The 15,919-nt window shown below is 65.0% G+C and carries 17 protein-coding genes; 10 read left to right on the top strand and 7 right to left on the bottom strand.

Going from position 1 to position 15,919, the window contains the following annotated elements; all coding sequences use genetic code 11:
* Positions 1-3 precede the first annotated feature (3 nt).
* The 4 genes from livM (at position 4) to GWG65_RS04700 (ending at position 4,180) form a co-directional block, all read left to right on the top strand.
* Positions 4-1,329 carry a high-affinity branched-chain amino acid ABC transporter permease LivM gene (gene livM, locus GWG65_RS04715; RefSeq protein ID WP_275194240.1) on the top strand — a complete coding sequence of 442 codons (1,326 nt, stop codon included), beginning with the start codon at positions 4-6 and terminating at the stop codon, positions 1,327-1,329.
* Positions 1,326-2,159, top strand: a complete 834-nt coding sequence (locus tag GWG65_RS04710; RefSeq protein WP_275194239.1) for an ATP-binding cassette domain-containing protein — start codon at positions 1,326-1,328, stop codon at positions 2,157-2,159. Before livM ends, GWG65_RS04710 begins: the two co-directional genes overlap by 4 nt.
* Positions 2,156-2,890: an ABC transporter ATP-binding protein gene (locus GWG65_RS04705; RefSeq protein ID WP_275194238.1), complete on the top strand. Its 735-nt coding sequence runs from the start codon at positions 2,156-2,158 to the stop codon at positions 2,888-2,890. The genes GWG65_RS04710 and GWG65_RS04705 overlap by 4 nt, the downstream gene beginning before the upstream one ends.
* A 171-nt stretch (positions 2,891-3,061) precedes the next feature.
* Positions 3,062-4,180 carry a branched-chain amino acid ABC transporter substrate-binding protein gene (locus GWG65_RS04700; protein ID WP_275194237.1) on the top strand — a complete coding sequence of 373 codons (1,119 nt, stop codon included), beginning with the start codon at positions 3,062-3,064 and terminating at the stop codon, positions 4,178-4,180.
* A 76-nt stretch (positions 4,181-4,256) separates the two neighbouring features.
* Here the strand turns inward: GWG65_RS04700 and GWG65_RS04695 are convergent, their stop codons facing one another.
* On the bottom strand, positions 4,257-4,643 hold the full coding sequence (locus GWG65_RS04695; protein ID WP_275194236.1) for a response regulator: 387 nt from the start codon (positions 4,641-4,643) through the stop codon (positions 4,257-4,259).
* A gap of 239 nt (positions 4,644-4,882) precedes the next feature.
* Here GWG65_RS04695 and GWG65_RS04690 point away from each other — a divergent pair, with 239 nt between their 5' ends.
* The 3 genes from GWG65_RS04690 to GWG65_RS04680 all read left to right on the top strand — a co-directional run bounded on the left by GWG65_RS04690 (position 4,883) and on the right by GWG65_RS04680 (position 9,013).
* On the top strand, positions 4,883-7,693 hold the full coding sequence (locus tag GWG65_RS04690) for a PAS domain S-box protein (RefSeq protein WP_275194235.1): 2,811 nt from the start codon (positions 4,883-4,885) through the stop codon (positions 7,691-7,693).
* Positions 7,694-7,754: 61 nt separating this feature from the next.
* Positions 7,755-8,750 carry a P1 family peptidase gene (locus GWG65_RS04685; protein ID WP_275194234.1) on the top strand — a complete coding sequence of 332 codons (996 nt, stop codon included), beginning with the start codon at positions 7,755-7,757 and terminating at the stop codon, positions 8,748-8,750.
* 50 nt (positions 8,751-8,800) lie between these two features.
* Positions 8,801-9,013, top strand: coding sequence for a KTSC domain-containing protein (locus GWG65_RS04680; RefSeq protein ID WP_275194233.1), 213 nt, complete (start codon positions 8,801-8,803; stop codon positions 9,011-9,013).
* A gap of 7 nt (positions 9,014-9,020) precedes the next feature.
* On the opposite strand, the gene GWG65_RS04675 is transcribed toward GWG65_RS04680, so the two are convergent.
* The gene (locus GWG65_RS04675) at positions 9,021-9,818 is read right to left on the bottom strand and encodes an EF-hand domain-containing protein (protein ID WP_275194232.1); all 798 of its coding nucleotides are present in this window, start codon (positions 9,816-9,818) and stop codon (positions 9,021-9,023) included.
* A gap of 251 nt (positions 9,819-10,069) precedes the next feature.
* On the opposite strand from GWG65_RS04675, the gene rpe reads away from it, so the two are divergent.
* The 3 genes from rpe to GWG65_RS04660 all read left to right on the top strand — a co-directional run bounded on the left by rpe (position 10,070) and on the right by GWG65_RS04660 (position 11,476).
* Entirely contained in the window at positions 10,070-10,771 is a 702-nt protein-coding gene (gene rpe / locus GWG65_RS04670) for a ribulose-phosphate 3-epimerase (protein WP_275194231.1), read from the top strand.
* A 309-nt stretch (positions 10,772-11,080) separates the two neighbouring features.
* On the top strand, positions 11,081-11,260 hold the full coding sequence (locus tag GWG65_RS04665; RefSeq protein WP_275194230.1) for a hypothetical protein: 180 nt from the start codon (positions 11,081-11,083) through the stop codon (positions 11,258-11,260).
* 24 nt (positions 11,261-11,284) lie between these two features.
* The gene (locus tag GWG65_RS04660) at positions 11,285-11,476 is read left to right on the top strand and encodes a hypothetical protein (protein ID WP_275194229.1); all 192 of its coding nucleotides are present in this window, start codon (positions 11,285-11,287) and stop codon (positions 11,474-11,476) included.
* Between the two features lie 17 nt (positions 11,477-11,493).
* On the opposite strand, the gene GWG65_RS04655 is transcribed toward GWG65_RS04660, so the two are convergent.
* The 5 genes from GWG65_RS04655 to GWG65_RS04635 all read right to left on the bottom strand — a co-directional run bounded on the left by GWG65_RS04655 (position 11,494) and on the right by GWG65_RS04635 (position 15,826).
* Positions 11,494-12,927 (bottom strand): bifunctional serine/threonine-protein kinase/universal stress protein, encoded by a 1,434-nt coding sequence (locus GWG65_RS04655; protein ID WP_275194228.1) that lies wholly within the window; start codon positions 12,925-12,927, stop codon positions 11,494-11,496.
* A gap of 5 nt (positions 12,928-12,932) precedes the next feature.
* The gene (locus tag GWG65_RS04650) at positions 12,933-13,673 is read right to left on the bottom strand and encodes a metallophosphoesterase family protein (RefSeq protein WP_275194227.1); all 741 of its coding nucleotides are present in this window, start codon (positions 13,671-13,673) and stop codon (positions 12,933-12,935) included.
* Between the two features lie 116 nt (positions 13,674-13,789).
* A complete protein-coding gene (locus GWG65_RS04645; protein ID WP_275194226.1) occupies positions 13,790-14,395 on the bottom strand; it encodes a hypothetical protein in 606 nt (201 codons plus the stop codon).
* Positions 14,388-15,059 carry a hypothetical protein gene (locus GWG65_RS04640; RefSeq protein ID WP_275194225.1) on the bottom strand — a complete coding sequence of 224 codons (672 nt, stop codon included), beginning with the start codon at positions 15,057-15,059 and terminating at the stop codon, positions 14,388-14,390. The genes GWG65_RS04645 and GWG65_RS04640 overlap by 8 nt, the downstream gene beginning before the upstream one ends.
* Positions 15,056-15,826: a MotA/TolQ/ExbB proton channel family protein gene (locus tag GWG65_RS04635; RefSeq protein WP_275194224.1), complete on the bottom strand. Its 771-nt coding sequence runs from the start codon at positions 15,824-15,826 to the stop codon at positions 15,056-15,058. Before GWG65_RS04635 ends, GWG65_RS04640 begins: the two co-directional genes overlap by 4 nt.
* Positions 15,827-15,919: the final 93 nt, after the last annotated feature.

Here is a 15,919-nt window from a genome sequence, read left to right as displayed (position 1 = left end):
CGCGTGACAGCCATCCCGCACGAGACCACGCACGCAAGCCGCACCGCCGGCATCGCCTACATCCTGAAAAAGTCCCTCATCAGCGCGCTGGTCGCGCTGGTGCTGTTCTCGCTGATGGTCGGCGTCCGCACCGAGGCCGGCTCCGACGGCCAGCTTACCTATTGGACGCGTTTCGGCGAGGTCGCCGCCCTTGTCGCCGTCGTGTTCGGCGGCTCGATCGTGATCGAGCTCTTGCGGCAATGGATCGGCCCCAACGGCACCGACAGTCTGGTGCCGCCTGCTGTACGCAGCGGCATGTCTTTTCTCGGCCGTTACCTTGCGCCGGCGCTTTTGATCTTCACGTTCCTGGTGCCGGTGATCTTCTATGACCAGCGCTACATCCTCGACCTCGCGATCCTCGTCCTCACCTATGTGATGCTGGGCTGGGGCTTGAACGTGGTGGTGGGACTCGCCGGCCTGCTCGATCTCGGCTACGTCGCCTTCTACGCGGTGGGCGCCTATTCCTACGCGTTGCTTGCCACCAACTTCGGCTGGTCGTTCTGGATCTGCCTGCCGCTCGCGGGCACCCTTGCGGCGTTCTGGGGCGTGCTGCTCGGCTTTCCCGTGCTGCGCCTGCGCGGAGACTATCTCGCCATCGTCACGCTCGCCTTTGGCGAGATCATCCGCCTTGTCATCATAAACTGGCAGTCGCTGACCGGCGGCCCCAACGGCGTCTCCAGCATTCCCCGCCCCTCCTTCTTCGGCATCCCGCTCGACAACAGCGACAACGGCCTCGCCGCCAGGCTCGGCATCGAGTACTCGCCGACCCATCGCATCGTCTTCCTGTTCTATGTGATCCTGGCGCTCGCACTGCTCACCAACTGGGTGACGATCCGCCTGCGCCGCCTGCCGATCGGTCGCGCCTGGGAAGCCTTGCGCGAGGACGAGGTCGCCTGCCGCGCGCTCGGCATCAACACCACGACCACGAAACTGACCGCGTTCGCGACCGGCGCCATGTTCGGCGGCTTTGCCGGCGCGTTCTTCGCCACCCGGCAAGGGTTCATCAGCCCGGAATCCTTCACCTTCCAGGAATCGGCACTGGTGCTCGCCATCGTCGTGCTCGGCGGCATGGGATCGCAGCTCGGCGTCGCGCTTGCGGCGCTGGCCATGATCGGCGGTTTCGAGCTGTTCCGCGGCCTCGAGAATTACCGCATGCTGGTGTTCGGCATGGCGATGGTGCTGATCATGATCTGGCGGCCGCGGGGCCTGATCGGCCATCGCGCGCCGACCGTGTACCTGACCAAGGCAAAGGCGATCTCCTCCGACCTCGTCAAGGAGGGACACGGATGAGCAGCGAACAGATCCTCAGCGTCGACCGGCTCACCATGCGCTTCGGCGGCATCGTCGCCGTGCAGGAGTTGTCGTTTGCGGCCGAGCCGAAGAAGATCACCGCGCTGATCGGGCCGAACGGCGCCGGCAAGACCACCGTCTTCAACTGCATCACCGGCTTCTACAAGCCCAGTGGTGGCAGCATCCGCCTCACCCACGACGACGGCAAGGTCATCGCGCTGGAGCGTCTGAACGATTTCCGCATCGCCAAGCAGGCCAAGGTGGCGCGCACCTTCCAGAACATCCGCCTGTTTCCCGGCATGACCGCGCTGGAAAACCTGATGGTGGCGCAGCACAATGCGCTGATGCGCGCCTCCGGCTTCACCTTGCTCGGCCTGATCGGCGCGCCCGTCTACCGCACCGCCGAAAAGCGCGCGATCGATCTCGCCACCGAATGGCTCAAGCGGGTCAATTTGCTCGACCGCGCCGACGATGCCGCCGGCAATCTCGCCTATGGCGACCAGCGCCGGCTCGAGATCGCGCGCGCGATGTGCACCGAGCCCGCGCTGCTCTGCCTTGACGAGCCCGCCGCCGGCCTCAATGCGCGCGAGAGCGCCGCCTTGAGCGAGCTGCTGCTGTCGATTCGCAATGAACAAGGCACCTCGATCCTCCTGATCGAGCACGACATGTCCGTAGTGATGGAAATCTCCGACCACATCGTGGTGATGGACCACGGCGAGAAGATCGCACAAGGCTCGCCGCGCGAGGTCCGCGACGATCCCAAGGTGATCGCCGCCTATCTCGGCGCCGACGAGGAAGAGGCGATCGCCGTAATGGAGAGCGGATCGTGACCGCTCCCCTGCTCGCGATCCGTGGCCTGCGCGCCGCTTACGGCAAGATCGAGGCGCTGAAGGGCGTCGACGTCGAGATCAATCCCGGCGAGATCGTCGCCCTGATCGGGGCCAACGGCGCCGGCAAGTCGACGCTGATGATGACGATCTTCGGGAAGCCGCGCGCCCGCGCCGGCCAGATCCTGTACGAAAGCCGCGACATCACCGACGTGCCCACCCACGAAATCGCGCATTTGCGCATCGCGCAATCGCCGGAGGGACGACGAATCTTCCCGCGCATGAGCGTGGCGGAAAACCTCCAGATGGGGGCAGACGCCACCGGATGCACCGATTCGGAGCGCGACGCTACGCTGGAGCGCGTCTTTGCGCTGTTTCCGCGCCTGAAGGAGCGTTATGCCCAACGCGGTGGAACCCTGTCCGGCGGCGAGCAGCAGATGCTGGCGATCGGCCGCGCCTTGATGAGCCGCCCCCGGCTGCTCCTGCTGGACGAGCCCTCGCTCGGGCTCGCACCGCTAATCGCCCGCCAGATTTTCGATGCGATCCGCACCCTCAACCGGCAGGACGGCCTGACCGTCCTGATCGTCGAGCAGAACGCCAACCATGCCCTCAAGCTTGCCCATCGCGCCTATGTCATGGTCAATGGCCTAATCACGCTGGCCGGGACCGGCGCCGAATTGTTGCAGCGCGCCGAGATTCGCGCCGCCTACCTGGAAGGCGGCCGGCACGGCTGAGTCCGCCCGGGAACGAACCCGTACAGACCCGCGTGCGGCCGAATGAGGCGAGATATCTCGGCCAATGCCCGTATTTTGCCGGTGACTTCTCCGCAATTTCATTCGACAATGGCACCGGTTTAAACCGGCATGCCCGGCAACTTCCACAGGCGACCATCCGCGAGGTATCTCATGAAATCATTGAAGCTCATCGGTCTGGCATTCGGCGTGTCCATCGCGCTGTCGAGCGCGGCGTTCGCGCAGGATGTCACCATCGCAGTCGCCGGCCCGATGACGGGCGGCGAATCCGCCTTCGGCCGCCAGATGAAGAACGGCGCCGAGATGGCCGTGGCCGACATCAACGCCGCCGGCGGCGTCAACGGCAAGAAGCTCGCGCTCAACATCGAGGACGACGCCTGCGATCCGAAGCAGGCGCGCTCGGTCGCCGAGAAGATCGCCGGCGCAAAAATCCCGTTCGTGGCCGGACATTATTGCTCGTCGTCGTCGATCCCGGCCTCGGAGGCCTATGCCGACGGCAACGTGCTCCAGATCACGCCGGCCTCGACCAACCCACTGCTCACCGAGCGCAAGCTGTGGAACGTGGCACGCGTCTGCGGCCGCGACGATCAGCAGGGCCTGATCGCGGCGCAGTACATTGCCAAGAACTTCAAGGGCAAGAACATCGCGATCCTCAACGACAAGACCACCTACGGCAAGGGTCTTGCGGACGAGACCAAGAAGGCGCTCAACAAGGCCGGCATCACCGAGAAGATGTACGAGTCCTACAACAAGGGCGACAAGGACTTCAACGCGATCGTCTCGCGCCTGAAGCGCGACAACATCGACCTCGTCTATGTCGGCGGCTACCATCAGGAGAGCGGCCTGATCCTGCGCCAGATGCGCGACCAGGGCCTCAAGACGATCCTGATGGCCGGCGACGCGCTCGCCGACAAGGAGTACGCCTCCATCACCGGCCCGGCCGGTGAAGGCACGCTGTTCACCTTCGGCCCCGATCCGCGCAACAAAGCGACCGCGAAGAAGATCGTCGAAGCCTTCAAGGCCAAGAACATCGACCCCGAGGGCTACACGCTCTACACCTATGCTGCGATGCAGGTGTGGTCGCAGGCGGCCAAGAAGGCCGGCACCACCGACGCCAAGAAGGTCATGGCGGCGATCAAGGCCGGCAAGTGGGACACCGTGATCGGGCCGATCGAGTATGACGCCAAGGGCGACATCAAGCAGATCGATTATGTCGTCTACAAGTGGGATGCCAAGGGCGGCTACACCGAGATCAGCGGCCAGGGCACCTGAAGCCTCGCCGGGATCGAGCCACGATACAATCACCACCACGCCCCGGCTTGCCCGGGGCGTTTCTTTTGCGGCGCGGTCAGACGGCCGCCGGCAGCTCGCCGCCCGCGGCGGCCTGTGCCTTCCGAAGCGCCTGCAGGAGATCGTTCGGCCGAAACGGCTTTTGCAGGCAGACGACGTTGGCGAGATGGGACGATTGGTCCATGAAATCGAGGGCCGTCATGCCGGACACCGCAACCACGGGCAGCCCTGGCGCTCGCTCGCGCAGGGTCGCTATGACGTCGACACCGCTGGTGTCGCCGAGGAAGATGTCCACGATCGCCGCGTCGAAGGAAGCCTCCGTGAAGGCCTTCACCCCCGCGGCGCCGCAATCGGCCTCCACGACTTCATAACGGTTGACCCGGAGCACGATCGCAACCATGGCGCGGACGTTCTTCTGGTCGTCGATGATGAGAACGCGGGGCATGGGGAACAACTCACGGATATTGAGATCAAAATCGCATGATTCAAACCTGGAACCCGCCGCAGTGGCAGGGCATTATGACACCACCCAGTAAAGCGCATCTTACCCGGTCCCTATTCCGCGCTCTCACCAAAATTAAGTAAGCTGTAACCTTCGGTTGAGTCTCGGCCGTTTCCGTTCACGATGTGTGCCCAGAACCGCTACCATGGACGCAAAACTATCGACCGGATGAGATGGCGCTGATGCTCAAGACCCATCTACAAGAAGTAGACGTGCCTGCGACAACCGATCGAAGCGCATTTCTGTCGACGTTGCCGGCCACCCAGACAGACCGCACTGCAGCAACGGCGATCGTCGGCGTTTCCGCAGTCCTTTTCGCGCTGGCCGTTCCCTTCGCCGGTATCCCGCTGCTGCCAATGCCCGCCTTCGTGGCGAGCTACCAATCCGCCCTCGCCGTTGCCGACATCATCACCGCGGTCCTGCTGCTGTCGCAGTTCGCGGTGTTGCGGACGCGAGCGCTGCTGCTGCTCGCAACCGGCTATCTGTTCACCGCCGCCGCGGCGCTGGTCCATGCCCTCACTTTCCCCGGGCTTTTCACGCCGACCGGACTTTTGGGCGCCGGCCGGCAGACCACCGTCTGGCTCTACATGATCTGGCACGGCGGCTTCCCGCTCTGCGTGCTGGCCTATGCCTGGCTGAAGGAGGCCGACGGCGGTGTCAGGATCGCCGGCTCGACAACCAAAGCGATCTACGCCAGCGTGCTCGGCGTCGTTGCCGCCATCATCGTCTTCACTTGGATCGTCACCATCGGGCACGACCTGCTTCCGGTCCTGCTGCGCGACGGCCACTACACGCAAATCATGATCGGCGTGGTGTCCTTCGTGTGGTCCTTGAGCTTCGCCGCGCTTGTCTCGCTGTGGTTCCGGCGGCCGTACTCCGTGATCGACGTCTGGCTCATGGTGGTGATGTGCGCCTGGTTGTTCGACATCGCGCTGTCGGCGATCGTCAACATCGCCCGCTTCGATCTCGGTTTCTACACGGGCCGCCTCTACGGCCTCGGCGCGGCGACCTTCGTGCTCGCGGTGCTGCTGATCGACAACGTCCGCCTCCAGGCGCACACGGTGGGACTTGTCGGCAGGCTGCGCCAGCAATCGGCTTCGGAGCGCGACTATTATGGCAAGCGCCTCGCGCTATACGGCGCCGTCGTCGAATCTGCCAATGACGCCATCATCACCAAGACGCTCGACGGTATCATCACGGGCTGGAACAAGGCCGCCGAACATCTGTTTGGCTATTCCGCCGCGGAGGCCATCGGCAAGTCGATCGACATCATCGTGCCGCAGGATCGTAAAGCCGAAGTCAGAGGTATCCTCAACCGGGTCGGCAGCAACGAGTCGATCGCCCAGCACGAGACGGTCCGGATCCGAAAGGACGGTCGTCCGCTCGACGTCGTCCTGAATATTTCTCCGCTTAAGACCGACAGCGGCGAGATCATCGGCGTCTCCAAGATCGCGCATGACATCACGGAGGAGAAACAGTCCAGGGAAAAGCTGCGCCGCGAGATCGAGGAGCGCCAGCGCATCTTCGAGACCTCGCAGGACCTGATCCTGGTCACCGACGGTTATGGCAATTTCATCCAGGTCAGCCCGAGCGTGAAGGACATCCTCGGCCTCAACCCGGAGGATATGATCGGACACAGCGCGACCGAATTCATCCATCCCGACGACCTCGAGAAGACGCGAGGCGAGATGCGCGCGGCACGCCGCGGCCAGATCAAGCGCAGCTTCGAGGCACGTTACTACCATTACGACGGTCACGAGGTCACTCTGAACTGGATGGGCACCTGGTCGGAGCCCGTGAAGCGCCATTTCTTCATCGGCCGCGACCTGACCGACAAGCAAGCCGCCGAGGCCCAGCTCCGGCAGGTCCAGAAGATGGACGCCATCGGCCAGCTGACCGGCGGCGTCGCCCACGACTTCAACAACGTGCTGACCGTGATCACCGGCACGATCGGCATCCTTGGCGACGCCGTCGCCGACCGGCCCGAGCTCGCCGCCATCACCAAGCTGATCGACGACGCGGCCGAACGCGGCGCGCAGCTGACCAAGCACCTGCTCGCCTTCGCCCGCAAGCAACCGCTCCAGCCGCGCGAGATCGACGTCAACGCACTGGCGCTCGAGGCCGCCAAGCTGCTGCATCCCACCCTCGGCGAGCAGATCACCATCAACCCGCAGCTCACCGAGGACGCCTGGCCGGCGCTCGTCGATCCAAATCAGCTCACCTCTGCCATCCTCAATCTCGCCCTCAACGCGCGCGACGCCATGCCCGAAGGGGGCACGCTGGTGCTCGAGACGCGCAACATTTTTCTCGACGACGGCTACGCCAGCATGAATGCCGACGTCACGCCCGGCAACTACGTCATGATCGCGGTGAGCGATACCGGCGCCGGAATCCCGGCCGACCTGATCGACCGGGTATTCGACCCGTTCTTCACCACCAAGGAGGTCGGCAAAGGTACCGGCCTCGGGCTCAGCATGGTGTTCGGCTTCGTCAAGCAGTCCGGAGGCCACGTCAAGATCTACAGCGAGGAAGGCCACGGCACCAGCGTGAAGATCTACCTGCCGCGCTCGAGCGGCGTGCAGGAGACCGAGTTCGAGGCGAGCAAGAATGTACCCATCACCGGCGGCAACGAGAAGATCCTGATCGTCGAGGACGATGCGCTGGTGCGGCAATATGTGGTGACCCAGATCAAGACTCTCGGCTACACCGCGCTCGAAGCTGCCAATGCGGCCGAGGCCCTCACCATCATCGATGCCGACAACGGGATCGACCTGCTCTTCACCGACATCATCATGCCGGGCGCCATGAACGGCCGGCAGCTCGCCGACGAGGCGGCACGGCGGCGCCCCGATCTGAAGACGCTGTTCACCTCGGGCTACACGGAAAACGCCATCGTCCATCACGGCCGGCTCGACTCCGGCGTGCTGCTGCTGGCAAAGCCCTACCGCAAGTCCGAACTCGCCAAAATGCTCAGGACGGCGTTGGCCAGTTGAGCGCGGCGCATGCGTGCGCTATCGCTTCAGGCCAACCGCCTGGAGCGCAGGAGTGTCGCCCTTGAAAGACCTTCTCACCGATATCGCCGGCGTCCGCGTCGGCCATGCCGAGGATGCGAAACTCGCCTCCGGCACGACAGCAATCATCTTCGATTCGCCAGCGGTCGCGGCGATCGACGTCCGCGGCGGCGGCCCCGGCACGCGCGAAGTCTCGCTGCTCGACGTCGCTAATACGGTCGAGCGCGTCGACGCGATCACGCTGTCGGGCGGCTCCGCCTTCGGCCTCGATTCCGCAGGCGGGGTCCAAGCCTGGCTCGCCGAGCAGGGCCGCGGCTTTCGGATCCGGGAGGCCGTGATCCCGGTCGTGCCGGGCGCTATCGTGTTCGACCTGCTCAATGGCGGCGACAAGGCCTGGGGCCGCTTCTCGCCCTATCGCGATCTCGGCTACGCCGCGGCTGCCGCAGCCGGCAACGACTTTGCGCTCGGCAGCGTCGGCGCGGGCCTCGGCGCCACCACAGCCACCTTCAAGGGCGGACTCGGTTCGGCCTCGGCGACGATGCGGAGCGGCGTCAAAGTCGCCGCCATCATGGTCGTCAACGCGGTCGGCAGCGTCACCGTCGGCACCGGACCCTGGTTCTGGGCCGCGCCGTTCGAGCAGAACGGTGAGTTCGGCGCCCGCGGTCTGCCGGACAAGTTCACGCCAGACATGCTGGCGATGCGCATCAAGGGCGGAGCCGCCGCAAGCGCCGGCGAGAACACCACGATCGGCCTCGTCGTCACCGACGCCATCCTGACCAAGGCGCAGGCCAAGCGGCTCGCGATGATCGCCCAGACCGGGTTTGCCCGAGCGATCTATCCGGTGCACGCCCCGCTCGACGGCGACGTGCTGTTTGCCGCAGCTACCTGCGAGAAGCCGATCGAGCCGCTGGTCGAGCTCACCGAGCTCGGCATGGTCGCCGCCAACGTGGTCGCCCGCGCGATCGCCCGCGGCGTCTACAACGCAACGGCGCTGCCATTCGCGGGTGCGCTGCCGGCGTGGAAGGACCGGTTCGGCTAGCAACGAAACGCCTGATCCAGCGTTGTTGCGACGGGCCAAGGTGCACCGTCATGCAGTCGTCCGCGATCCGCTTTTTCCGCTACGCCCCCGATACCCGCGAGCTGAAGGTAACCTTCGTCAGCGGGCGCATCTACGTTTATGAGGATGTTCCGCCGGAGGTTGCCGACGCCTTCAGGGCTGCGCGCTCGAAGGGGACGTTCTTCAACCATGAAATCCGCGATCACTACACCTATCGCGAGATCACGCGCGCATATTCGGACTAGGCCCGCGTCACACACTCATCGACGTGGATGAAGCCGCGGATCCCGACGATGCCTGCGCCTCGCGCTGCATCATCTGCTCGAACCAGTTATAGGCGGAGTTGCCGGCGCCCGATGCCTTCGAAGCGCTGGAGGCGCCCGGGACCGTGGTCGACATCTTGAATCCGTCGGCATAGGTGACGGTGGTCGTGGTCGAGCCGTCGGCGGCGGTCGTCGTGGTCGAGGTCGATCCGCCGCTTCCCTGCGACGAGGACTCCGAGCCGCTGCCGGACGCGTCGCCCGAGTTTGCGTGGTGGTGGCCGCTCTTCAGCGCCTTCGACATCTCATCGAGGCTAACGCTGTCGTCGGAATTTGCATCGAGCTTGGAGAACACGTCGTCAGCCTGCGCCAGGTTGGTGCCGCCGGCGCCGAGCGCGTTCTCGAATTCGGACTTGGTGATCTTGCCATCGCCGTCCGCATCGATCTGCGAGAACAGGTCCTTCAGTGCGTCCTCGCGGCTCATCGACTTCGTGGACGTCGAGCTCGACGAGGTCGAGTTGGTGGTGTTGCTTGCGCTGTCCGACGACTGGCCTTGTGCGGCAAGCAACGCGCTCATCGTCTCCGGCGCGATCTGTGGACCTTTGCCTGAGCCGACCAGCGAGGTCACTGTGCTGGACGTGCTGTCGATCGCGAACGGGTTGGTCGCCCCTTGCGAAGACCCGGTCTTCTGCGTCGACCCGGCCTTCTGTGTCGACGATGACGATTTCGAATTCGTCAGCGACTGTAACGCGTCGAGCGCACTGCCTACGGCACCAAGCGCGAACAACATTGCACAACTCCAACCGATGCGGCATGCCGCAGCCAATGTTCGTTGGAAAGTCAGCAAGCGTCGTGCCAGCGCGAAAAGCTCAATGAAATCTGCTTCCCTCGCGCCGCGCGCAGCTCGGGAACATCGGCAATTCATGCCGCAGACGGCAGAAATTTCCGCCCACAGGAAGCCCGCCTCCCCTGCATTGCCCGGCGCACAGGCCCATGTTAGGCGAGGCCTGCTCTCTCACGGCCGCCACGGGAAACTGCGCCATGACCCAAGCCTTCGCCCCCCGCCCCCTGGTAATTGCGCCCTCGATCCTGGCCTCGGATTTCTCCAGGCTCGGCGAAGAGGTGCGGGCGGTGGATTCTGCCGGCGCCGACTGGCTCCATCTCGACGTGATGGACGGCCACTTCGTCCCGAACATTTCCTATGGGCCCGACGTCATCAAGGCGATGCGCCCGCACACGAAGAAGATCTTCGACGCGCATTTGATGATCTCGCCCTGCGATCCCTATCTCGAGGCCTTTGCAAAGGCCGGCTGCGACCACATCACCGTGCATGCGGAGGCGGGTCCTCACCTGCACCGCTCGCTCCAGGCGATCCGCGCGCTGGGCAAGAAGGCCGGCGTGTCGCTCAATCCGGGAACCCCGATCAGCACGCTCGAATACGTCCTCGATCTGGTCGACCTCGTGCTGGTGATGTCGGTCAATCCCGGGTTCGGCGGCCAGGCCTTCATTCCCTCCGCGATCGGCAAGATCCGCGACATCCGCGCGATAACGGCAGGACGCCCGATCGACATCGAAGTCGACGGCGGCGTCGGCCCCGACGTCGCGGGCGCGTTGGCCGCAGCCGGCGCCAATGCCTTCGTCGCCGGCACCTCCGTGTTCAGGGGCGGCACGCTGGAGGCCTACAAGACCAACATCGCCGCGATCCGCAACGCAGCCGCGGGCGCGCGCGGCGAAGCCATCTGAGCCATCACCAGGCGCTGCATAAGCGGCTCGCAAGCCTGCGGTTCTTACCAGTGTTGCGGCGCGCGATGCCTAAAATTGCAACCAAAATCCGTACTCATCCGGGCTTCCCTGATTCGTGCAAATCACCGCAAGTGATTCCTGCCTGCTTTTGACGGGAGCACATCATGACGACGACCCTGGTTTGGACTGGCGTGGCGTTGTGGATTGGTTTCAGTGCATTTGTTGTGTTTGGCCCATCTGCCGGACCGGTGAAAGTCACGGCACGTTCGGCCCGCATCGCTCACCCTCGCCTTCTCCGGGATTGATGCCATGCAGATCGCGATCGTGAAACGTCAGCCCAAGGGCAGGTGCCGTATCCCGCGCCGACCGCATCCGAACCTCGATTATTTCTTCGGCCGCCTCAAGCATGCCGCTGGCGCACCAAACGACGATACCGGGCTCGACAATTCGGACCTGGAGCATCAGCGCCACCCGCCGAGCCGGCACTGAAAATTCCTTTTTCCGGGACACCCCATGAAACCGCATTGCCCGAACTGCCTGAAGGAAATGACCAAGGCAACCGCGTCGCGTAACCTCTTCAATTGCGAGCCCTGCCGCGAGATCATCCAGTTCTTCGGCGGTCATGCGGAGCATAGCGAGCATGGCCCCCGGTTCACCTGGCCCATACGCCGCAAGCGCGACGGCCACGCCGCCCGCGCGGCCTGATCCCTCCCGCAGGACGCCTAGCCGGCCGCTCGCCCTGCGTCGGACGCATCCGCAGCCATCCGCGGCGGCCGCACCACGGTGACGGTGCAGGCGGCTTCCGAGGCCACCTTGGCCGAGACGCTGCCAAGCAGCGTGCGCCTGAAGGAGCCCTGCCGCGCACCGATGATGACGTGGTCGACCTGGTTGACCTCGGCGAATTCCAACAGCGCTGCGGCGGGATCGACCGCTTCCAGCACATGAACCGACAGCCGGCTCTCGTCCAGCTTCAGCGGCGTCGCCCAGTGCCTGAGCGCCACCAGGCGATCGATATGTTTGTTGGAGCCCTGCTCGTCCAGGGTACGGTCGACAGCGATGCGGTTGAGCTTGAGCACGTTGACGCAGGCGAGCCGCGCCGACGGCAGCGTGGCGAGGATACGCTCCGTGGTGACACGCAACGCCTCGTTCAGCTCCGGCCCGCCTTCCTCGGTGTCGAGCGCGACCGCCAGGATCGGGCTCGAGGCGAGCTGCTCTGCGACATCCGACTTCGCGCGCGGCTGCATGACGCCCAGGTTGAAGCGGCGCCGCCACGCCACGCTGAGGGGATCGCGCTTCATCCGCTCCGAGCGTGCGGTGAGCTTGACCTGGCCCGGATGGGTGAGATCGAAGGCGAGCTGCGATGCCGTCGGATAGCGCCAGACCGGCTCGATCTCGAGACAGCGCAGCACCACCTCCTGGAGCCAGGGCGGATAGTCCGCCCGCAATTTGCGCGGCGGCTGCGGATCGCGCCACAGCCTGCGCCGCATCGCGCGCAGTGTCTCGCCTTCGCCGAACGGCCGCTCCCCCGTCGTGAAGAAATAAAGCAGCACGCCGAGCGAGAACAGATCGCTGCGCTGATCGTCGCGCACCCCCGCCAGCCGCTCCGGCGCCATGTAGGGCGCGGTGCCGTAAGGCAGCCGGAACTCCGCCTGCAACAGGTCCGGCAGATGATTGTGGTGCGACAGACCATAGTCGATCAGCACCGCTTCGCCGCTGTCGCGGAACATGATGCTGCTCGGCTTGATATCGTGATGGATCACGTTCTGGCGGTGCAAATCGGCGAGCGCGGCCGCGATCTTCGCAACCAGCAGCCGCGCCTCCTCGTACGGTAACGGCAGGTCGGGCAGCCGCTTGTAGAGCGTGGTCCCGGGAATGCGCTCGATCACGACATGGGCCTGGTGGGCGAAATCGCCAGTGCCGAAACAGGCCGGCACGTGCGGTCCCGCAAGCCGCGGCAGGATCATCATCTCCATCTCGAAGGAGACGATCGCGGCCGGGTCCTCGCCTTCCGACACCCGCGGGATCTTCATCAGCAGAGGCACGTTGATGCCGGGATGGGTGACGCTCCACAACGTCGCCATGCCGCCGGCATGAACGCATTCGCCGATGGTGTAACCGTCGATCTCGGCGCCGGGCTTGACCAGGGGTTTCGGCATCGCCGTCAGCGTCCCTGTGACAGGCGGTCGGCCAGCCAGGGCGGCAGGCCGTTCTCGCGGATCTTGCCCGCCGCGCTCGCGATGTCATAGGGCACGCGGCAATAGGTGATCTCGCACGAAACCGTATCGAACAGCACGAAAGCGGCGGACGGATCGCCGTCGCGCGGCTGGCCGACCGCACCGAGCACCGCCAGCCACTGCCGACCGCGCAGGAACTGCACGGCGACGCCGGTCTTGGGCACAAAGCTCGTCATCTTCGCCGTCACCGACATTGAATAGATGGCGGGACGGTGGATGTGGCCGCAGAATGTAACATGGGCAGGCGTCGCGATCAGGCTTTTGGCGGCATCCGCCGTCGAACGGACATAGTGCCAGCGCTGGGGACTCGAAGCTTCCGAGTGGACGAACAGGCGATCGCCGTCCTGCACAAGCATCGGCAGCTCAGCCAAAAAGCGCCGCTGCGCTACATCGAGCCGTCCGCGGGTCCATTCGATCGCGACCTGCGCCTCGGCGTTCATGGTCTCGCTGGTCGTGCTGATCGCCTCGTCATGGTTGCCGCGAACCGCGATGGCGCCGTCCTCGACCAGCCTCATCGCCGTATCCACGACCCATTCGGGATCGGCGCCATAGCCGACGAGATCGCCGAGCAGAACGAACCGCTCCGCGCCTCTCGCGCGCGCCACCTTCAGGCACGCCTCGAACGCCTGCCGGTTGCCATGGATATCCGAGAAGACAGCTAGGAGCACGCACCCTCCACCCTCGAGGTCTTATCAAAAGCCGATAAGGCCAAATTGAGGGAGGTCAACAGGATGCGCCAGCGCGGCGCGGTTTGCCAGCGTGCCCCGCGGCAATGGTGAAGGGCCTATTGCTCGTCCTTTGGCGGCATCCGGGGCGGCGGCAGCGGCGTGAACACGGCGCCTTGCGCGCCGGCCGGCGGTGCATTGAACTCCCCGGTCGAGGAGTCGCCGCCGCTCGTCTCCATGATCGTCTTGGGCGTTACATATTCCCGGACCATGTCGATCAGGCTGCCCTCACCGCCGCCGAAATCCGCAGCGCGCCCGCCCTGCAGATGCCCCGCCGCGATCTCGTTCTGTGCCGCGTGGGTCTTGTCGGCGAGCCTGTCATTGTAGGGCACGCGAAAGGCCCGGGGGATGCCGCTCGGACGATTGTCCTCGTCGAGCTCCTCGACCCACAGATAGATCGAGCCGGGATCGCCCTCCAGCGAATGCGGCTCGACGATGCGGGCCTGGAGCAGCTTGAAGGAGCCCGGCAGGCGGTCCGCGCTGGCCCAGCCAAGCAGCCCGCGCATTTCCGTGAAGCTGACCACGTAGAAGGCGCTGGTCACGACCACCGCGATCGCCTTCAGCGACCAGTGCAGCCGCGCATAGACCAGTACGACCAGCAGCAGCGCGCCGATCACGGCGTAGGCGACCGACAGCGTGAGGATGACCGTTTGCAAATTACTCACGGCGCATCCTCACGCCGGTCTTCGGGTCGACGTCCGCGCCATTGCGCCAACTGCTGCGGAACGTCTCCAGCAGCGATTTCGGCCGCTGATCCACATTGACCACCTTGCCTTCGGCATCGAGCCGGAAGCGCACCGCGGTCTTCTCGTCGCCGGTGTGGTCGAGCGTGAATTTGTTGTCGAAGATCACCTGCGCGGTCGGGTTGAGTTTCTGCACCTTCACATTGGCCGAAACCGGCTCGCCCGTCGTGGCCACGAAATGCGAGACGTTGACAGTGTATTCGCCGGCGACGATGCCGCGCACAGTGACAATCTCTTCGCGAATGGGCGACGCGATCTTCTTGCCGGCGACCATGATGAAATCGTTGGCCCCGCCCCGGTCGTCACGGTCGAGCGTGAGGAAGCCGGCCTCGCGGTGGCGATACCAGGCGATGTTGCCCACAGGGTCCTGCACGAACAGGTCGAGATCGTCGGGATGACTGTCCGGCCAGTCGAGCGTGATCATGAACTCCGCCTTGGAGTCGATCTTGCCGTCCTTGGCGTCCGGGGAGACCGCGAGCAGCGCGAGGAAGAACAGGAAGGCGATCACCTGGAGCGCCTTGAACAGCATCACGCCCAGCGGATCGAATGGCTCCTCGCGCGGATAGAGACCGAAGTCGTCCATCATGACGGCGTTTCCGGACGCCGACGTTCCAGAGCCGGCGTCACATAGGTCTCGGTCAGCACCACCGCGTCCGAGAACACCCGCTGAGTCGCCGCGTCCAGCATGTAGTACTGAATCCGGACCAGGATCGAGCCGACAAGGCCTGCAAGCGTCGTGTACATCGCGACCGCCATGCCGTCGCTCATCAGCCCCATCGACGACCGCATCGCGACCTTGTCGGCCGCGTCGAGCCCCGCGATCGGCGCCAGCATGATGATGAAGCCGACGATGGTGCCGAGCAGGCCGAGCTTCATCAGCGTGTCGGAGACGAAGGCGCCGAACCCGTTGGACCCCCGCAGGCGGTCGGCCAGCGTCCGCAGCAGCAGCGTCTGGTCGACCCGCTGGAAGTCCTGCGCCGTGGCCTTGGTCACCAGACTTTCGATGTGATCCCGCACCAAGCCGCGCGGCAGCGCCGCCGCGCTCGCATCGAGCGCCTTGCTGCCGTCAGGCGCTGCGAGCACCGCGCGGCAGCGTCGTGCCGCCGCCCCTTCGCGTTCGATCGCCCGGGTCCGCAGGAAGCAATGGCCGCAGGTGACGACATAGAGCAGCGCGATCACGCTCGAAATGTAGGTCCGGTCCGAGGTCAGCATCAGGTGGATCAGGCCGAACCGCCACAGCAGCACGACGGCGAAGATCGAAAGCCCGGTGAAGATCATCCAGAACAGCAGCGCGCTGCGCTCGGACGGGTCGGCAGCGCTGCCCGCGATCGGTCCTATCGTCATCGAACTCATGCTGCACTGCTCCCGACCTGCGATTCCCGGCCTGCGATTCCTCGCCCATTAGATCAAAGCCGCCGCGCTGGGTCCAAAGAGCCATGCCCAATC

Source organism: Bradyrhizobium sp. CSA207 (genome assembly GCF_029051685.1).
In the GTDB taxonomy this organism is placed as follows: domain Bacteria; phylum Pseudomonadota; class Alphaproteobacteria; order Rhizobiales; family Xanthobacteraceae; genus Bradyrhizobium.
The sequence above is the reverse complement of the archived record's forward strand: the minus strand, read 5'-3'. Positions and strand labels throughout refer to the sequence as shown.

Excerpts from the sequence above, each read along its gene's own strand:
- GWG65_RS04710 (WP_275194239.1), top strand. The coding sequence starts at position 1,326 with ATGAGCAGCGAACAGATCCTCAGCGTCGACCGGCTCACCATGCGCTTC.
- GWG65_RS04635 (WP_275194224.1), bottom strand. The coding sequence starts at position 15,826 with ATGAGTTCGATGACGATAGGACCGATCGCGGGCAGCGCTGCCGACCCG.
- GWG65_RS04675 (WP_275194232.1), bottom strand. The coding sequence starts at position 9,818 with ATGTTGTTCGCGCTTGGTGCCGTAGGCAGTGCGCTCGACGCGTTACAG.
- GWG65_RS04700 (WP_275194237.1), top strand. The coding sequence starts at position 3,062 with ATGAAATCATTGAAGCTCATCGGTCTGGCATTCGGCGTGTCCATCGCG.
- GWG65_RS04680 (WP_275194233.1), top strand. The coding sequence starts at position 8,801 with ATGCAGTCGTCCGCGATCCGCTTTTTCCGCTACGCCCCCGATACCCGC.
- GWG65_RS04695 (WP_275194236.1), bottom strand. The coding sequence starts at position 4,643 with ATGCCCCGCGTTCTCATCATCGACGACCAGAAGAACGTCCGCGCCATG.
- GWG65_RS04690 (WP_275194235.1), top strand. The coding sequence starts at position 4,883 with ATGCTCAAGACCCATCTACAAGAAGTAGACGTGCCTGCGACAACCGAT.
- GWG65_RS04660 (WP_275194229.1), top strand. The coding sequence starts at position 11,285 with ATGAAACCGCATTGCCCGAACTGCCTGAAGGAAATGACCAAGGCAACC.
- GWG65_RS04655 (WP_275194228.1), bottom strand. The coding sequence starts at position 12,927 with ATGCCGAAACCCCTGGTCAAGCCCGGCGCCGAGATCGACGGTTACACC.
- GWG65_RS04665 (WP_275194230.1), top strand. The coding sequence starts at position 11,081 with ATGCAGATCGCGATCGTGAAACGTCAGCCCAAGGGCAGGTGCCGTATC.
- rpe (WP_275194231.1), top strand. The coding sequence starts at position 10,070 with ATGACCCAAGCCTTCGCCCCCCGCCCCCTGGTAATTGCGCCCTCGATC.
- GWG65_RS04640 (WP_275194225.1), bottom strand. The coding sequence starts at position 15,059 with ATGATGGACGACTTCGGTCTCTATCCGCGCGAGGAGCCATTCGATCCG.